Annotated in this window: 18 protein-coding genes; 9 read left to right on the top strand and 9 right to left on the bottom strand. The window is 32.5% G+C overall.

The annotated features are described in order from the left end of the window. Positions 1-113: 113 nt before the first annotated feature. The 6 genes from PKN74_RS06700 to sufU all read left to right on the top strand — a co-directional run bounded on the left by PKN74_RS06700 (position 114) and on the right by sufU (position 6,612). On the top strand, positions 114-1,334 hold the full coding sequence (locus tag PKN74_RS06700; RefSeq protein WP_472309856.1) for a hypothetical protein: 1,221 nt from the start codon (positions 114-116) through the stop codon (positions 1,332-1,334). Positions 1,335-1,537: 203 nt separating this feature from the next. Next, entirely contained in the window at positions 1,538-2,311 is a 774-nt protein-coding gene (sufC, locus tag PKN74_RS06695; RefSeq protein WP_472309854.1) for a Fe-S cluster assembly ATPase SufC, read from the top strand. Positions 2,312-2,316: 5 nt separating this feature from the next. Next, positions 2,317-3,732: a Fe-S cluster assembly protein SufB gene (gene sufB / locus PKN74_RS06690; RefSeq protein ID WP_472309852.1), complete on the top strand. Its 1,416-nt coding sequence runs from the start codon at positions 2,317-2,319 to the stop codon at positions 3,730-3,732. A gap of 42 nt (positions 3,733-3,774) precedes the next feature. Then, the gene (locus PKN74_RS06685) at positions 3,775-4,992 is read left to right on the top strand and encodes a SufD family Fe-S cluster assembly protein (RefSeq protein ID WP_472309850.1); all 1,218 of its coding nucleotides are present in this window, start codon (positions 3,775-3,777) and stop codon (positions 4,990-4,992) included. Next, positions 4,970-6,196: an aminotransferase class V-fold PLP-dependent enzyme gene (locus tag PKN74_RS06680; protein ID WP_472309848.1), complete on the top strand. Its 1,227-nt coding sequence runs from the start codon at positions 4,970-4,972 to the stop codon at positions 6,194-6,196. Before PKN74_RS06685 ends, PKN74_RS06680 begins: the two co-directional genes overlap by 23 nt. Then, positions 6,184-6,612 (top strand): Fe-S cluster assembly sulfur transfer protein SufU, encoded by a 429-nt coding sequence (gene sufU, locus PKN74_RS06675; RefSeq protein WP_472309846.1) that lies wholly within the window; start codon positions 6,184-6,186, stop codon positions 6,610-6,612. Before PKN74_RS06680 ends, sufU begins: the two co-directional genes overlap by 13 nt. Before the next feature lie 141 nt (positions 6,613-6,753). Here sufU and PKN74_RS06670 read toward each other — a convergent pair whose 3' ends face one another. The 5 genes from PKN74_RS06670 to ribD form a co-directional block, all read right to left on the bottom strand. Beyond that, the gene (locus PKN74_RS06670; RefSeq protein ID WP_472309844.1) at positions 6,754-7,254 is read right to left on the bottom strand and encodes a gamma carbonic anhydrase family protein; all 501 of its coding nucleotides are present in this window, start codon (positions 7,252-7,254) and stop codon (positions 6,754-6,756) included. 348 nt (positions 7,255-7,602) lie between these two features. Then, entirely contained in the window at positions 7,603-8,067 is a 465-nt protein-coding gene (gene ribH / locus PKN74_RS06665) for a 6,7-dimethyl-8-ribityllumazine synthase (RefSeq protein WP_472309842.1), read from the bottom strand. Next, the gene (locus PKN74_RS06660; RefSeq protein ID WP_472309840.1) at positions 8,064-9,293 is read right to left on the bottom strand and encodes a bifunctional 3,4-dihydroxy-2-butanone-4-phosphate synthase/GTP cyclohydrolase II; all 1,230 of its coding nucleotides are present in this window, start codon (positions 9,291-9,293) and stop codon (positions 8,064-8,066) included. The genes ribH and PKN74_RS06660 overlap by 4 nt, the downstream gene beginning before the upstream one ends. 11 nt (positions 9,294-9,304) lie before the next feature. Next, positions 9,305-9,955: a riboflavin synthase gene (ribE, locus tag PKN74_RS06655; RefSeq protein ID WP_472309838.1), complete on the bottom strand. Its 651-nt coding sequence runs from the start codon at positions 9,953-9,955 to the stop codon at positions 9,305-9,307. Between the two features lie 14 nt (positions 9,956-9,969). Next, entirely contained in the window at positions 9,970-11,061 is a 1,092-nt protein-coding gene (gene ribD, locus PKN74_RS06650) for a bifunctional diaminohydroxyphosphoribosylaminopyrimidine deaminase/5-amino-6-(5-phosphoribosylamino)uracil reductase RibD (RefSeq protein ID WP_472309836.1), read from the bottom strand. A gap of 1,005 nt (positions 11,062-12,066) precedes the next feature. On the opposite strand from ribD, the gene PKN74_RS06645 reads away from it, so the two are divergent. Together PKN74_RS06645 and rpoD are read left to right on the top strand one after the other, a co-directional pair. Continuing rightward, a complete protein-coding gene (locus tag PKN74_RS06645) occupies positions 12,067-12,732 on the top strand; it encodes a histidinol phosphate phosphatase domain-containing protein (protein WP_472309834.1) in 666 nt (221 codons plus the stop codon). Positions 12,733-12,856: 124 nt separating this feature from the next. Continuing rightward, on the top strand, positions 12,857-14,131 hold the full coding sequence (gene rpoD / locus PKN74_RS06640; protein WP_472309832.1) for an RNA polymerase sigma factor RpoD: 1,275 nt from the start codon (positions 12,857-12,859) through the stop codon (positions 14,129-14,131). A gap of 47 nt (positions 14,132-14,178) precedes the next feature. On the opposite strand, the gene PKN74_RS06635 is transcribed toward rpoD, so the two are convergent. The 4 genes from PKN74_RS06635 to wecB form a co-directional block, all read right to left on the bottom strand. Beyond that, positions 14,179-15,381 (bottom strand): acetate/propionate family kinase, encoded by a 1,203-nt coding sequence (locus tag PKN74_RS06635; protein ID WP_472309830.1) that lies wholly within the window; start codon positions 15,379-15,381, stop codon positions 14,179-14,181. Between the two features lie 102 nt (positions 15,382-15,483). Further along, the gene (gene fba, locus PKN74_RS06630) at positions 15,484-16,422 is read right to left on the bottom strand and encodes a class II fructose-1,6-bisphosphate aldolase (protein ID WP_472309828.1); all 939 of its coding nucleotides are present in this window, start codon (positions 16,420-16,422) and stop codon (positions 15,484-15,486) included. Positions 16,423-16,456: 34 nt separating this feature from the next. Continuing rightward, entirely contained in the window at positions 16,457-17,140 is a 684-nt protein-coding gene (locus PKN74_RS06625; RefSeq protein WP_472309826.1) for a lipid-binding SYLF domain-containing protein, read from the bottom strand. Between the two features lie 19 nt (positions 17,141-17,159). Further along, on the bottom strand, positions 17,160-18,266 hold the full coding sequence (gene wecB, locus PKN74_RS06620; RefSeq protein WP_472309824.1) for a non-hydrolyzing UDP-N-acetylglucosamine 2-epimerase: 1,107 nt from the start codon (positions 18,264-18,266) through the stop codon (positions 17,160-17,162). A 212-nt stretch (positions 18,267-18,478) separates the two neighbouring features. On the opposite strand from wecB, the gene PKN74_RS06615 reads away from it, so the two are divergent. Beyond that, the coding region (locus tag PKN74_RS06615; protein ID WP_472309858.1) for a helix-turn-helix transcriptional regulator at positions 18,479-18,578 on the top strand (100 nt) is incomplete at its 3' end.

Here is an 18,578-nt window from a genome sequence, read left to right as displayed (position 1 = left end):
TTTATTTATGAATTAAATTTAGATGGAGAAGTAGAATTTATTATTTGGTTTGATTTTGGAATAGATATTAACATTCCTATTGAACTTTAAAATTTTAAGAGAGGGGATCTACTATGAAAAGATTTTTGATTGTTTTCATAATAGTGACAATTATCACCGTTATAATGTTTTCAGATCCTTTAAGATCATTTGATAGTTATTTGAATCCTGCTTTGTTAGAATCAACGGGAAAAAGAGATTTGTTTGAATTAGAAATATCTCCTAATATATTAATTTATCAAAATCTTTATAAAGGTACTGAAATATTGAGTTTATTCAATTCAGAAAAGATTACTTTAGATTTCAATGAGATAAATAAAACCTTGAATGGAGACGATTTTTTAATTGATACAATAGACGACCTGGATGGTCATTTTGTGATAAAAATATTTAATTTTGGCTTTGGTTTTGTTACAAGCGGTAATTTGAAATCCAATATAATAGTTCCAAATGAATTAATTAGTCTTATTGCTGAAGGAAATGAGATTGACGAACAATATAATGGAACTATACTCTTTAATTTAGATTCCTCGATTAGGACAGGTCTTTATGGTTCTTATAATTTTGATGGATATACTTTAGGATTAGTGTATAATCTATATCTGCCGATAGTGTATACAAAAGATTCGGATATTAAGTATTCACTGTCAACTTCTAAAGAGGATGCAACAACTAATTTTGAAATAGATGTAAATGTTGATTTGTATTCACCTTTTAATAATGAAGAGATAGGAAAATTTGATTTCAGCACTTTAACAAACAAACTATTTTCAGATTCTGGACACTCTATTGATGTAGGAATAACTTTCGGAAACCCTAAAAATCCATATATGGGTTTTAGCCTCAAAAATATTAATATTAAAAACGCCGATGTTTCATATAAAATACCTCATCAAGAAACTTTAAAATTTGAAGGGGACTCCTTAGAAGGCGCTATTTCTAACGGGAATGGAATTGTAGAGCTATCAGGAGAAGAGTATTCTTATCCATTTGGTTTATCTGCCTTTTTTAGGATTCCGGTATTTGTTTTTGATATTATACCTTTTGGCGAAATATATTTTGAAAATAAGTTGTTCAATTGGGGGGTCAAAGCAAAAACTACCATTTTTAATTTTATACCTTTGTCTTTCGGTATAGAAAAGTTTTACGATTTCTGGAAATCAAGCTTGGGTTTTGGATTGAATACCAGGATTATTGAAAACAGAACCGAAATATCTTTCACAAATAAAAAATTTCAAAACCTTTTTGATTTAAATAGTTTAACCTTTAAAACACATTTTGCCTTGGGTTTTTAGTAAATATTATATTTAGTGATCATTATATCTTATCGAATTTAATGAATTACTTTTCATTATTATTTACATATTATGTGGTATTTTAATAGGCTTTTAAGATACCGAATTTATGCTTGACTTAAAGTGGACAAATATGGTAGAATTTAAAAACAAATGAAGAATAAAATCATTTTATATAAAAAAGAGACTGAGGAGGAAAATTGATGACAGCACTATTAGAAATTCGGGATTTAAGAGCCGAAGTTGTAGAAGAAGGCGTTGAAATATTAAAAGGAGTTAATTTAACAATTAATAAAGGAGAAATCCATGCTTTAATGGGACCTAATGGCTCTGGAAAATCGACCTTAGCACATGTGATTATGGGAAATACAAAATATAGAGTAACTTCAGGAGATATACTATTTGAAGGTCAATCGATATTAAATCTCTCAACGGATGAAAGGGCTAGATTGGGTCTATTTCTTTCTTTCCAGACGCCTGAAGAAATTGAAGGTATAAAGATGAGACAATTTTTGATTAATTCATATAGAAATATACATCCCGAAGATCAACGTACACTTTTAGACTTAAATAAATTAATGACTGAACTTACTAAAAAGTTGGATTTGAATCAAGACTTTTTGGAAAGATATATAAATACAGGTTTTTCCGGAGGAGAGAAGAAAAAAAGCGAGATTTTGCAAATGGGCTTCCTAAAGCCTAGACTTTGTATATTAGATGAAATAGATTCAGGATTAGATATAGATGCGTTAAGGATCGTTTCAGAAAGTATTAACAATTTTAAAAACGACGAAATGGGTATTTTACTTATTACCCACTATCAAAGGATTTTGAACTATGTAGTTCCGGATTACGTTCATGTTTACATCGATGGAAGAATCGTTATAACTGGTGAAAAAGAGTTGGCTGAAAAAATTGAAAAAATTGGATATTCAACAATAGAGAAAGAATTAGGATTAAAAATAAACGAGGAGTGAAAAAATTGGCCACGGATAAAGAAATCAATATAGAGGATTTATTAATAGATCAAAGTAAGTTTGATTTCAAAAGTCAGGTTAAATATGCATATAAAACAATCCCTGGCTTAAATAAGCAGATCGTTGAGGCAATTTCTGAACAAAAACAAGAACCAAAATGGATGAGAGAACTTAGGTTAAAAAGTTTAGAGATATTTGAAACATGGAGAGACCCACGATTTGGAGTTGATATCTCAGATTTAGATGTAAGCAAGATAGTTGCATATATTAAACCTGATGCTAAAAAAGCTACGTCTTGGGAAGAGGTTCCCCAAGAGATAAAAGAGACTTTTGATAAACTAGGGATTCCTGAGGCAGAGAAAAAAGCTTTGGCGGGAGTGGGCGCCCAATACGATTCAGAAATTGTATATCAAAACATAAAAAAAGAAATGGAAAAATTAGGTGTAATATTTTTAGACATGGAAAGTGCCGTTCGAGAATATCCTGATTTGGTGAAAGAATTTTTTATGAAGGCCATACCTCCTACCGATCATAAGTATGCAGCTTTTCATGGAGCTGTATGGAGTGGAGGAACTTTTTTATATGTTCCAAAAGGAGTTAAAGTTCCTTTGCCACTTCAAGCTTATTTTCGAATGAACAACCCTGGTATGGGGCAGATGGAACATACTATAATTATTGCTGATGAAGGTAGTGAAGTTGTTTTTATTGAAGGTTGTTCAGCCCCTTTATATGAAGCAACGAATCTTCATGCAGGCGCTGTAGAAATATATGTAAAAAAGGGTGCCCGTGTAAAGTATGCAACTATTCAAAACTGGAGTAAAAATACTTATAATTTGAATACAAAGCGAGCTTTAGTTGATGAAGATGGGATAATGGAATGGGTTTCTGGTTCAATGGGTAGTCAGAAATCGATGATTTATCCAGCTTCTATCCTTAGAGGTAAGGGTGCAAAAACTGAAACGATAGCAGTTACTTATGCAGGTCCAAACCAACATATGGACACGGGTTCTAAAGTATTTATGCTAGCTCCCTACACAAGTGCTATTGTCGATGCAAGAAGTATAAGTATTGGGGGAGGTTGGGCTTTTTACAGAGGATGGCTTAGGGTTGGAGAAAAAGCTAAAGGCGCAAAAGCTTCTGTATCTTGTCAGGCTTTAATGCTTGATAATTTTTCAAAAAGTGATACAGTCCCTATTATAGAAGTCTACACAGATGACGCTGATATAGGTCATGAAGCCCGAATTGGCAGAATCAGAGAAGAGCAAATATATTATCTGATGAGCAGGGGATTAAAGGAATCGGAAGCCAAAGCTCTCATTGTTAGGGGGTTCGTAGAACCTTTTGCTAAAGAGCTACCACTTGAATATGCAATAGAGTTAAACAGGCTTATAAATTTAGAAATAGAATCTTCTATAGGATAAAAAGTGACAATTACTACAAAATTACAATACGAGGTGGAAAAGTTGGACACAATTTTCGAGAAAACAATAGATATGAAACATAATAATTTAAAAGCTGTGGAGTGGCAAGTTCCACAAATACAAGCCAAAAAAGATTATGAAGATTTTGAATTTCAGTCTTCGTTAGAACATATATCTAATGATTATTTAAAAATTTATAAAGGGTATAGGTATGAAGCATATAAAAGTTGGGGATTTCCTAAATGGAAACGAGCAAAATTAGATGGCTATGAACCAGAAAAATATGTATCCTTTGTTCCAACAAGCGTTAAGGGAAAAATAAAAGGTATAAATGGTATAGATGAAGATGGCATTGAAATTCTTGCTAAATATGATTTTGAAGGAGCTCATAGAAAATTTTTGTTAATGGCAGAAGCGTTTTCTAATACAGGTTTTTATTTAAAGACAGAGGAAGGAGAAAGTTCTGAACCTATAATTATTAATTACTATTGGAAAGCGCCTATTTACGAATTGTCTGTTTATAATTTAAGACCTTTTTCGAAAGCAACCGTTATAAGAGTTTTAAGATCCAATAATCAAGGAAAAGGTTTTAGAACGACATCGAATAGAATAGTTGTCCATAAAAATGCTTATTTGGAATTAATTAATATAAATTTAAACGGAAATGATGATATCAATATTGATAATATTTTTATAGAATTAGAAGAAAATTCGAGAGTTGAAGTAACCGATATTCAAATAAGAGGAAAAATCTCTGCTCCTCATATTTTTTTCAGATTTTCTGGAAAAGGCGCAACAGCCTCTGTAAATCCCTACTTTTTAGCAACCGATGATAACATTATAGACATGCTTTATTTAATGAGATTTTACGCCCCTAAAACCACTGGAAGTATAAACGGCAAAGGACTTATAAAAGATAACTCAAAAGCTGTATTTAGAGGTTTTCTCGATTTAAAGAGGGGCGCAAAAGATGCTAATGCTTCAGAATCAGGATACACTTTAACTCTGTCAGAAAAAGCCAAAGCAGAAGCTATACCAAGTTTGACAGTAGATGAAAATGAGGTTACCGCATCTCACGCAGCTAGCATTAGTACAATCGAGTCGGAAAAACTATACTATTTGATGACGAGGGGATTTTCTCTAGAAGATGCAAAAAAATTGATCGCATATGGAATCTTTGAACCAGTAGTAAACGAATTGAATAAATTTGGGGAAGACATTAGTCAGGAGGTACAAAATGTTGTCTTCCAACAAATATGAAGAAGAATTTCCTGCTTTAAAAAGAAAAATTAATGGTCATAGATTAGTTTATTTAGACAATGCCGCAACAACTTTGAGACCTAAACGAGTTATGGAAGCCGTTAGTGAATATAGTTTGAATCATCATGCCAATGTTCATAGATCAACCCACACATTAGCATCTGAAGCAACGCAGATGTATGAATCTTCTAGACAAAAATTAGCGGACTTTATCAACGCAAAAAAAGAAGAAATTATTTTTACTAAAGGAACAACAGAATCAATAAACTTGTTGGCATATTCTCTAGCTATTTCAAACATGATTCAACCTGGCGAAGAAATTCTAATAACCACTATGGAACATCATTCAAACTTTGTACCTTGGCAGCAAATTGGAAAATTGTTCAATATTAAAATTAAGTATTTCCCGGTTAAGAAAGGGATCTTTGAACCAGACGATTACTTTAATTATATTACTTCAAAAACAAAAGTAATTAGCATAACAGGAATATCTAATGTTACAGGTCAAGTTATTCCTATAAATTTAATCGTGGAAAAGGCACGAAAGATAAGAAACAATGTCATAATTATTGTAGATGGTGCTCAATATATTCCTCACTTCTCTGTTGATGTAAAATCTTTAGATATAGATTTTTTGGCGTTCTCTGGACATAAGATGTTAGGTCCAACAGGTATAGGAGTATTATATGGTAAAAAAGAATATTTAGAGCAAATGTCCCCTTTTTTATTTGGAGGAGAAATGATTGATAAGGTAAGTATGGAAGATACAACTTTCACTATACTTCCTTTTAAATTCGAAGCTGGAACTCCAAACGTTGATGGAAGTGTTGGTCTTGCTAAAGCTGTAGAACTTTTACAACAAATCGGTATGAATAATATAAATCAGCATGATAAAATGTTAACTAAGTATGCTTTAGAAAAGATGAAAAACTTGGATTTTCTAGAGATTTATGGTCCGCAAGATGAATTCCAAAGCTCTATAGTTTCTTTTAATATGAAAGGTATTCATCCCCATGACGTAGCTCATTTATTAAATGACATAGCTGGGGTAGCAATTCGCAGTGGTCATCATTGTGCACAACCAATGATGAATGAACTTGGCGTTAAAGCTACATGTAGAGTAAGCTTTTATGTCTACAACCAAAAGGATGATATAGACATTCTGATATATGGCTTAAAAAAAGTTTGGGAGTGGTTAAAATAGGAATTGAAGATCTTTATTCAGATATAATTTTAGATTATGCCAAAAATAACAAATATAAAAAAGAAATTCCTGCTTCTCAAAAGGCAGAAGGAAAAAATTTATCATGTGGAGACGAAATAACAATTTTTTTGAAAGTGGATAACGGTAAAATAGTTGAAGCATCGTATTTAGGTCATGGCTGTATTATTAGTCAAGCCTCTGCAGCAATGATGTGTGAAATAATAGAAGGAAAAACAGTTGAAGAAGCAGAAAAAATCTTAAACGAAGTAATCAAAATGTCTCAGGGTAAAGAGTATGATAATGACTTAATAGACGGTTTGGAAGTTTTTTCTGATATTTCTAAGTTTCCAATGAGAATTAAATGTTTTACACTTTCATGGCATACGTTAGAAGACGTTATTAATAAACAAGCATGAATTTTAAGGCATTATGTGTGAAATAATGGATAATATTTATTATTAATGAAAAACCCAAAACTTTAACAAATGAATAAAAAATTGTTCACTTAAAAAATGTCCCTTTTAAAGGAACTTTTTTAATTGATTTATATAGAGTGCTTATAAATAAAATCTTGATAAATTATAGTATTCTTTTGCAGATTCTTTGAGTTTTTCAATTTCTTCTTCAGTTAACTTTCGTAATATCTTTCCCGGTATGCCTATTACTAAGCTATTAGGAGGTATTTCTTTGTGTTCGGTTATTAAGGCTCCTGCACCTATAAGACTGTTTTCCCCTATTACAGCACCATTTAAAATTATCGCACCCATTCCGATAAGACAATTATCATTAATTGTGCAACCATGAATTATAGCTCCATGACCTATTGTAACTCCATTTCCTATTATGGTAGGGTAATCATATTCTATATGTACAACTGAATTATCTTGAATGTTTGTATATTCACCAATTATTATAGTACCAATATCGGCTCTCAGTGTTGCATTATGCCAGATGCTACACCCTTTTCCAATAGTTATATTACCAATTATCTGACTTCCAGGAGCTAAAAAGACATCATCGGCGATGTTTGGTTTATTATTCATAAATTCATGGATCATTTATATAGACCTCCTAAGGACATTTATTTTACTCACTTTGTAAATTCTGAAACTTAAATTCTATAAATATTTTAAATCTTAATTTTTTTCAAAAATACCTCCTCGACTCTACCACTGATTTACTAGTAATTTCTCCTTTTGTAGCGACCCATGTAAAGATTCTCCACAGTTTTTTGGCACTTATACCAAGAGCGAGGGAAAAGGGCTCCACTCTTGTAACCCTTATAAATTCAAAATTTGCTTTTTTAGAATTTTTTTCATTTCTAAAATCTTTATATGTATTTATAAAACTTAAACTTTGTAAGTTTTTTTGGTTTAAAAGGCAACAATTTTAAATTTTTGTTTCTTCTATTTCAAAGTTTTCATAAGATTAGCCATTTCTATAGCAGTGATAGCGGCTTCTGCACCTTTGTTACCGGCTTTAGTACCAGCCCTTTCTATAGCTTGCTCGATATTGTCTGTAGTTAATACTCCAAAGCTTATTGGAACACCTATTTGAAGCGCCGTTTGAGCAATTCCTTTGGATAATTCTGAGGCAACATAGTCAAAATGAGGGGTTGCTCCTCTAATCACTGCGCCTAAACTTACAATAGCGTCATATTTCCCTGATTGAGCCATTTGTTTTGCAATTAACGGAATTTCAAAAGCACCGGGAACCCAGGCTATTTCTATATCGTCTTCGGATACCCCATGTCTTTTCAATGTGTCAAGAGATCCACTTAATAGTTTGCTTGTTATGAATTCATTAAAACGACTTACAACAATACCTATTTTTAATCCTGTACCAATTAATTTTCCTTCATATATCTTCATGACTTATCCTCCATATCAATATAGTTTAAAATATGTCCCATTTTTGCCCTTTTGGTTTCCATGTAACTTTTATTTATTTCATTCGGTGGTATTTCTATTGGTATTCTTTCAACTATTTCTAATCCATAACCCATAAGTCCAACAACTTTCTTAGGATTATTTGTAAGTAGTTTTAGCTTTTTTACTCCCAAATCTACTAATATTTGTGCACCTTCGCCATAATCTCTTAAATCTGGTGCAAACCCCAAAGCCACATTTGCTTCAACAGTATCTTTTCCTTCTTCTTGTAGTTTATAAGCTTTTAACTTATTAATCAGACCTATACCTCTTCCCTCTTGACGCATGTAGAGCAAAACTCCGCGTCCTTCTTTTTCTATTTGCTTCATTGAATTATGTAGTTGTTCACCACAATCACAACGTAATGATCCAAAAGTGTCACCTGTTAAACATTCCGAATGTATTCTAGCCAACACCGGTTCTCCACTAGATACATTACCTTTAATTAAAGCTATATGGTGATCTTTATTTATAATACTTTCATACGCAATTGCAACAAAGTTTCCGTATTTTGTTGGAAGACTTATTGGTTCAGTTACACGCTTTATTAGTTTTTCATTTTTCCTCCTATAAGTTATAAGATCAGCTATAGTCATCAATTTTAAATCATGTTTTTGAGCAAATTCTGCTAATTGAGGTAAACGTGCCATCGTTCCATCTTCATTCATTATTTCACATATTACTCCAGCAGGATACAATCCAGCTAATTTCGCAAGATCTACTGCTGCTTCGGTGTGGCCTGCACGTATTAATACTCCTCCTTCTTTTGCTTGAAGTGGGAATATATGTCCTGGCTTTAGCAAATCTTCTGGAACGGTTTTTGGATCAACAAGAGTTTTTATGGTAAAGGCACGCTCATGAGCAGAAATACCAGTTGTAACAGATTTCGCATCCACTGAAACCGTAAATGCTGTCCGTTGATGATCTGCGTTATTATAAACCATTTGAGGGATATCAAGTTCTTTCAATCTTTCAGCTGTCATAGGTACACAGATAAGTCCTCGACCAAATTTTGTCATGAAATTAATCGCTTGTGGAGTAACAAATTCAGCTGCCATCACGAGATCTCCCTCGTTCTCTCTATCTTCATCATCTACTACTATGACCATTTTCTCTTTTTTAAGATCTTCAAGAACTTCTTCTATAGTGTTGAATTTAATCTGACTCATATGTTTCCTCCTTAAATGAACCCATTGTTTTTTAAAAATTCTTCATCTATGATTTGTTTTTTAGTATTTTCTTTCATATTACTTATGAACTTTGCTACATATTTCCCGATCATATCACATTCGATGTTTACTTTGCTTCCTATTTTTTTATATTTAAAAGTTGTGTTTTGGAACGAATGAGGAATAATTGATACAGTAAAGCCTCTTTCATCTATACTTGCAATAGTTAAACTTACTCCATCTACAGCAATAGAGCCCTTTTCGACCAGGTAGAAAAGTAATTTTGATTCGACATTTATTTTAAAATATTTAGCATTTTCTTCTTGAATGATTTGTTTTATTACACCAATTCCATCAACATGTCCGCTAACTAAATGTCCCCCTATAAAATCTTGTAAGGTGAGAGGAGGTTCAAGATTAACATAGTCTTCTGGTTTTAAGTCGTATAGGGTAGTATGTCTTACTGTCTCTGGCGTTGCATCTGTCCAAAAAAATTTTTGGTCCTTTTTTGAAACAGTTAAACATATCCCATTTGTGCATATACTATCACCAATGGATATTTTAGGAGCTATTTTTGGAGCCTCAATTTCAAGAAGAACCGATTTAGGCCTTTTAACTATATTTCGTACCTTTCCAATTTCTTGAATAATACCGGTAAACAATATCAATTCCTCCATCAAATGAAGTACCCTTCTACCAATAAATCCTCTTGGAAATGTTTAATAGAAACATTTTTAAGATTCCAAGCGTCTTTGAGCTTTTCAACACCCTTTCCCCCAAGTGCGGAAGGAGCATTTTTTCCGCCAATAAATTTAGGCGCTATAAAAATCATAGCTTTATCTACTAGACCCTCTTCTATAGCTGAAGCTGCAAGGGTAGGGCCTCCTTCTATAAGCACGCTGTCAATTTGCCGATTATGGAGTTCTTTCATCAATTCGGATAAGTTTACTCTATCTTTTGATTTAGTAGTTATTACTTCCACACCTTTAGATTTAAAATTTTCCACTCGAGATCTTTCAATATTTGAAGCAGTGGCAATTACAGTTGGTGCTTGATTTGTGTCTAATACATTGTAATTTAAAGGGGTTTTCCCAAAACTATCAATTATAATTCTTATTGGTTGCTTTTCAACTTTTACGTTTGGTAATCTGACAGTCAACATGGGGTTGTCCAATAAAACAGTTCCTATTCCAGCCATGATCGCCGAAACTCTGTATCGCCACCAGTGAGCATACTCTCTTGATGCCTCGTTAGTTATCCACTTTGAATCACCTGTAACAGTAGCTACTTTTCCATCTAAAGTCATTGCACATTTCCAAATTGTAAAAGGCATATCGGAAGTTATATATTTAATAAAGATTTCGTTCAGTTTTTTTGCTTCTTCTTCTAGTATTCCAACAGCTACTTTAATCCCAGCTTGCTTGAGCTTTTTTATTCCTTTTCCTGAAACGCTAGGGTTAGGATCTTGCATAGCGATAACAACTTCTTGTACACCGGCTTTTATTAAAGCATCAGTGCAAGGTGAAGTTCTTCCAAAATGGCTACATGGTTCAAGGTTAACATATACAATGGAATCTTCTGCCTTTTCCCCAGCTTGGGTAAGTGCGTTTATCTCTGCATGTGGTTCTCCCGCACTTTTGTGATAGCCTTCTCCTATTACCTCGCCATTTTTTACTATCACAGCTCCAACTAAGGGATTAGGATTAGTAGTTCCCCATCCTAGTCTAGCTAATTCTAAGGCACGTTGCATATATATTTCATGTAACATTGCTTTCCTCCTCAAAGTTCTTAATACAGTTGAATATTACTCGATTATAACATATTTTTATTTGTGAAATGTATTAACTTTTTACAGATTGAATTTTTTCATTTTCTATTTTATGTAGTAAAATAGAAACAATACAAATTGAGACTGTTATTTTCCTACTTTTAGATCCATTCTTAATTTTTTAAAACATGTGGGGATATAAAAGAAGCATTAACAAAAATGAAAGCATCTATGTCTCATACTTAAAACATTAAAATAGAGGTCCAAGATTTAGATTAACTTCAAGAAGCTATAGAATACTGGACAGATATTATCATCTTAGATAATATATCAAATGAACCTATTAGAAAATCTGAAAATATTCAGGACAAAAAGCAATTTTAGAAGCATCTGGTAACATAAAGAAATTTAATATAGTTTCTAGGTTGAAACTATAGTTAACATTATTTCTAGGGGATCGACTAATTCTGTGAAATCCTTACATGTACTTTCTTACATATACAAAAGATAATTAAGCAAAATTTATAATTAAGTGTTGTATTGTTAACAAAAAACATGATAAAATCTACTTATGAAAAATTTAACGGTAGAACAATAAAAAAAACCGGATCCATTAGGATCCGGCAAGAATGTCTGGGTTTATCTCAGGGGGATAGGGGGATCTTTCTTTTTCCAATACCATTATAAAACAAATTATGTTAATCTTCAAGGCAAATAAGTTACTATTAAATTTATATTAGTTAAAATTTGTATACTTTTGTTATCAATTGAATAACTCCTGAGTTTAAATTAATAAAAATGGATGAAATAGCAACTTCAAAAGTGAATATCGAGAGAAAGCTCATCTTGCTTTTCTGACTAAAACAAATAATTACGTTATCGAAATGAGATTCAAAGATGTTTTAAGGTAAAAAAAAATTTAATCAAAAATAAACTCAATAACAAGATTTAAATTAGATTATAAAATTCCAAAAGATACCATAAAAGAGCAAGGAGGAACATTTAGTGGGAAGAGTTTATGATTTTCATACTCATACATTCTTGAGTGACGGAGAGTTAATTTGCAGCGAACAAATTAGGCATGCACAAGCTCATTATTATAGAGCCATAGCTATAACTGACCATGTTGATGCATCAAATATTGATTTTGTTTTAAATAGTTTAATCAAATTTATTGAAACAGAAAAAAAGTATTTTGAGGATATTGAGATAATAAGTGGTGTTGAATTAACTCATGTCCCCCCCATACTTATAAACGATTTAGCCAAATATGCTAAGGAAAAAGGTGCTCAAATTGTTGTAGTTCATGGAGAAACTATAGTAGAACCCGTTTTTAAAGGAACGAATTACTATGCAGTAAGGTCTAAATATGTAGACATACTAGCACATCCTGGTGTAATTTCTGAAGAAGATGTAAAAGAAGCCGTAAGTAATGATATTTTTTTAGAATTGAGTGCAAGGAAAGGACATAGCTTAGCCAATGGACATGTAAGTAAATTGTGCCAAAAATTTGGCGCGAAGTTGCTAGTAAACAGTGATGCACATGGACCAGGTGATTTTTTAGAATATGAATTTGCCTTAAAAGTTGCCGTGTCTGCTGGTTTAAGCTATGAAAATGCTAGAGAAATTATAGAAAATAATCCAAAATTATTACTAAAAAGGTGTTTTTAATAAAAAATTTACCAAACATTATTCTAAAATCTACCTTTTTTTGAACCAAAACTAATTTTCTGAGTCTAAAATAATGCGTGGTTTTGAAAAGAAAACAAAAACCTAAATTAAAAGGAGGGCTTAAATGAATAAAAATAAAATAACTGAAAAGGAAAAAGTTAAAATAATGGAAGATCTTCAAAATATCGATTTTGAAAATTTAAAAGAAGAAGGAGGTATAGTCCAAGTAAAAGTTAAGAAAAATCAAAAAAATATACCGTCTATTGATAAGATAATTGAATCTTTGACAACTAAAGCTAAAAAGAAAAATAATAAATTATCTTATTCAGATATCGATCAAGCTATTCCTATCGAATTATCAGATGAAATAGATAATGAATATATAGATAAGATATATGAAGCTTTGGAATCTGAAGGAATTGAAATTATAGAAGAGGATGAAAATGACCAAGAAGAAAATGTAAAAGATTTACTCGTTGACCAAGAGGAAGAAATCGGTAGCGACGAATTTGATGAATTGTTTGCAGAATCTGAACTTCAAATGTACGATAACATTTCGCTTGGTGATCCTATAAAAATATATCTTAAAGAAATAAGCAACATAGAACTTTTAACTCCTTCAAGAGAGAGACAATTAGCTATGAGGGCTCAAAAAGGAGACAAAAAAGCTAGAGATGAATTAATCAAAGCCAATTTAAGACTTGTAATAAGCATTGCAAAAAGATATACAGGTAGAGGGTTAAGCTTTTTAGATTTAATTCAAGAAGGAAATATAGGTTTAATTAAAGCTGTAGATAAATTCGACTGGAGAAAAGGTTTTAAATTTTCAACTTATGCAACTTGGTGGATCAGGCAATCCATAACTAGAGCGATAGCTGATCAAGCAAGAACTATAAGAATTCCTGTTCATTTAGTTGAGACCATCAATAAAATGAACAGAGTCATAAGAGAATATTTACAAGAGCATGGAGAATATCCAACAACGGAGGAACTAGCTAAGATAATGAAAAAACCAGAAGAAAAAATAAATGAAATACTGATGAGTGCTAGAGATGTTTTATCGCTTAACGCTCCAATTTCTAGTGGAACGGGTGATGATGAAGAATCAGAAACTGGTGATTTTGTAAGTTCTGAAGATACTACTCCTGAAGAAGAAGCTCAAAAAATGATCTTGAGAGAAAGAATAGAAGAAGTTTTAGATACCTTAAGTACCAAAGAAGCTTTAGTAATAAAAATGAGATATGGACTTCTAGATGGAAAACAAAAAACTCTAGAAGAAGTTGGACAATATTTTAATGTTACGAGAGAAAGGATCCGACAGATTGAAACTAAGGCTTTAAGAAAGTTGAGACATCCAAACAGAATGGCTCAATTAAGAGATATTGTAGAGAGTTTATAATAGTAAGAAAGAATAAAAAACCGCCTCTTTTGAGGCGGTTTTTTATTTTATTTTTTAAAATTTTCAAGAATCTCTTTAGTATCGCGAGCAATCATCAATTCTTCATTTGTTTTGATTATCATAACAATTACTTTAGAATCCTCCGTTGATATAATTCCTCCTTTTCTATTCAAGCTTTTATTTTTTTCTTCGTCAATTTTTACTCCGAATATGCCCAAATAATCGCAAACAGTTTTTCGAACGTCTGGATCATTTTCTCCAACTCCTGCTGTGAATACTAAAGCATCAAATCCATTCAAAATGGTCGCGTAACTTCCAATGTATTTGGCTATTCGATAAGTGTATACATCAAAAGCTAACTTTGCTCTTTTATGGCCTTTTTGTATAGCTTTTTCGATATCTCGCATATCATTACTTATTCCACTTATGCCATAAACTCCACTCTTTTTATTTAAAATCTCGTCAACTTCATCTACAGTGTAGCCTTGTCTCAACAAGAATAAAGGTATAGTTGCGTCAATATCACCACTTCTTCCTCCCATAACAAGACCTTCTAAAGGAGTGAGCCCCATGGAAGTATCAACCACTTTTCCACCATTTATGGCAGCTAATGAGGCACCGTTACCTAAATGAGCGCTAATTAATTTTAAATCTTTAGGATCTTTACCTAGCATCTTCGCAGCTTCAATGGTTATATATTTATGACTAGTCCCATGGAAACCATATCTTCTGATTTTATATTTTTCATAAAATTCGTAAGGAAGCCCATATAAAAAGGCTTTTGGAGGCATTGTTTGATGGTACGAAGTATCAAAGACAGCAACCTGTGGTACATTCGGCATAAGTTTTTGAGCAGCCAATATTCCAGTAAGATTTGGAGGATTATGCAAGGGACCAAAGACTGCATGCTCTTCAATCGCGGCAATAACGTTTTCGTCTATTAATACTGACGACACATATTTTTCACCACAGTGAAGCACTCTATGCCCTATAGCGTCGATTTCAGATAAGTCTTTTAAACATCCATAGTGGGGATCAATTAATAAATCCATCACTTTTTTCAATGCTTCTTCGTGATTTGGAATCTTTGATTCTTCTGAGTACTCTGATCTTCCATTTTCATGTTTAATACCTGATATTTTTTCTCCTATTCTCTCTACTAATCCTTTCAGTAGTACTTCTTCATTTTCCATGTTTATAACTTGATATTTTAAAGAGGAGCTTCCAGAGTTTATCACAAGTATTTTCATTTTTACTGCTTAACCTCCTGCATTATTTAAAATTTACAAAATTTTTGTTGAAAAACTTACTTTTCCTTTGTTAAGCTGGCTTTGTGCTTATTAATTTAGTTTTTAGGCTTTTCCTGCAGAACCTAAAAGTTCTAATCTATCAGACACAACCTTTTTAACGTATTCTTTTCCTTTCTTCATATAATTTCTGGGATCAAACTCTTTTGGATTGTTATATAAATACTCTCTAAGGCCGGCTACAAAAGCCATTCTAAGATCTGTATCTGTGTTAACCTTATTTATTCCTAATTTAACAGTTTCTTTTAATATGTCTGAAGGGACTCCTTTTGACCCACTAAAGTTTGCTCCATACTTTTCTGCAATTTCAACTATCTCCTCAACCACACTGGAAGCACCATGTAGTACCAACGGAATGCCTGTTAACTCCTTAACTTTTTTAAGTCTGTCAAAATCCAGCTTGGCTTCTCCCTTAAACTTGAAAGCTCCGTGAGAGGTTCCAATTGCTGGGGCCAAAAAATCAACTTGGGTTTCTTCGACAAATTTTTTAGCTTCTTCTGGATTAACAAGTACACTTTCTGCAGAAACGACATTATCTTCTATACCTGCTAACTTTCCAAGCTCGGCTTCTACAGATACACCAACAGAGTGAGCAATTCTTACGATTTCTTTAGTTATTCTCACGTTTTCTTCAAAAGGTTTATCCGATGCATCTATCATTACAGAAGAATAACCGGCTTTTATAGCAGCCATTATATATTTAAAATCCTTTCCATGATCAAGATGTAGAGAAACAGGAATATCCAAAGTTTCAGCAAATCCTTTTACCATATCTACGAAAATTCTTGCACCTCTTAAAGGATCTCCCATACCTGCATATTTTATGGCACCTTCACTTGTTTCGATTATTATAGGCGATCTTTTCTCAATCCCAGCTTCCAATATAGCTTGCAAAAACTCAAGATTGTTGATGTTTAACGCTGCAACTGCATAATACTCCTTATTAGCCTTTTCTAAAATCTCTTTTGTGTTAACATATGGCATATTCTACTTCCTCCTTTATTTTAAATTTTGCTGACTATTGGTTTTCTTTTGGTAAATTTGCGACTGCATCTTCGAGCAGCTCTACTATTTTTTTAGCTTCTCCTTCAACTTTTTTTTCTTTTAAAATTTGTTCAGGAGTTATTTGCTCCTTGTAAAATGCTTCATTAGCATAATCATTTGTTCTTATATATGCTCCTTCAATGGAAGCCCCTGCATAAAAGCCTTTTGCAACAGAATATGAATATATGGAAGCTTTAAGTCTGTAATCTACATCTGCAGAAAGTTGTCTTCCAACCGGTCCCGCAGCAACGCCTAAAGATCCTCCTAATGTGAAATTATTCCCCATAAATCCATTCATTCCCTGTTCATTCATTACAACTAATACTAAAGAAGCAGATTGTACGCCAGCTTGAGCACCTACACTTAAACCATAAATATTGACAAAAGCAGGTCCATACCATTCTCCAGTTTGTGAGTCTTTTCTAAGTACTATGCCTTCGCCATATTGGCCTCCAATAACGAACCCCAGCTTGTAAAAAGTGGGAAATATTACCACTCCTTGACCTTGCTCAACAAGCTGCACAAAAGCTCCACTATCTTGTTTAGAAAGGAGCTCTTCTATTGCTAATCTAGATTCTGTTATTATATCCGCAACAGCAGCAAATGTGCTAAAAGCTACCAATAAAACGAATATAAAAACTGGTAAAATCTTTTTCATTTTCTTCACCTCACCTTTTTTAGTGTTTGTTAGAAATTGTCTTTATTAAATGTTCTATAATCCTTTGACTTGCTTTTCCATCACCAAACGGATTTTGAAAGGTAACATTTTTAAATTCGTAACTTTCTAGCTTCTTCATATGATCATAAACATTCTGAGCTTCCGTGCCTACCAGCTTTGCTAGATTTGTTTCAAGAATTTCTGGTCTTTCTGTTTTTTCTCTTAAAACCAAAACCGGTTTACCAAACGATGGTGCTTCTTCTTGAATTCCTCCAGAATCCGTCATTATATACTCACAACCATCTATTAGACTGATTAATTCAAAATATTCTACGGGTTCCAGTAAGATCACATTTTCAATTTCTTTTAAATTTTCATGTACTAAATTTTTTACAATAGGATTGGGATGAACTGGAAAAACTAAGTACATATCAGGATTTTCATTAAGATAAATTTTAACAGCTTTTAACACATTAATCATTGGTTCTCCCCAGTTTTCCCTTCTATGCATTGTCATCAGAATATATTTTTTGTTATTTAAATCATATTTCTCTCTTGTTTTCTGCATATCAGCCGTTTTATTGCCTTTGATCCAGTGTAGTGCATCCACTACCGTGTTTCCTGTAACTTTTATTGTTGTTTCATCAATTCCTTCTCTTAGCAAGTTTTCTTTGGCCCTTTGTGTTGGAGCAAAATGAAGTGAGGCAATAACGCTAATTAATCTTCTGTTTATTTCTTCAGGAAAAGGATTATATATGTCATTGGTTCTTAGTCCGGCTTCTACGTGTGCAACTGGAATTTTATAATAAAAGCTTATGAGAGCTCCTATAAAAGCAGTGGTTGTGTCTCCTTGAACCAATATGTAATCAAACTTTTCTTTTTGAATTATTTTATCTATTTCGTAAATTAGCTTTTGCGTCAAAGTAGGTAAAGTTTGAGAGTTACTCATAATATTTAAGTCATGATCGGGTACTATTTGGAATAAACGTAAAACTTGATCTAAAAGTTCTCTATGTTGAGCTGTAGTTATTACCAACGTCTCTAGATTCATTTCTTTAAGTTTTAAGTATACAGGAGCCATTTTTATTGCTTCGGGTCGTGTACCAAAAATTAATCCTATTCTCACTGTTTTCCTCCTAGCAATGATTGTTTAATCATTATACAAAAATCAAATTTCTTTAATAATATTATACCATGAAGATGTATTTATTATTAAATTTAAAAATCAGTAACAAATTTTGCCTCTAAAAAATGTAAAGTATGCTTGCTATTTTTTGTAAAGTGTGCTATACTTAAACTGCAAAGTAAACTTTGCAGTTTAACAAAGGAGGATGTTCTTTGAATACAAGAATTAAAGAACTTCGAAAAGAAAATAAACTGTCTCAAGAGGAATTAGCTTTAGCTGTAGGGACTACCAGACAAACGATTTCTTCTATTG

The sequence above is a fragment of the Defluviitoga sp. genome (assembly GCF_035349255.1).
GTDB lineage: Bacteria > Thermotogota > Thermotogae > Petrotogales > Petrotogaceae > Defluviitoga.
The sequence above is the reverse complement of the archived record's forward strand: the minus strand, read 5'-3'. Positions and strand labels throughout refer to the sequence as shown.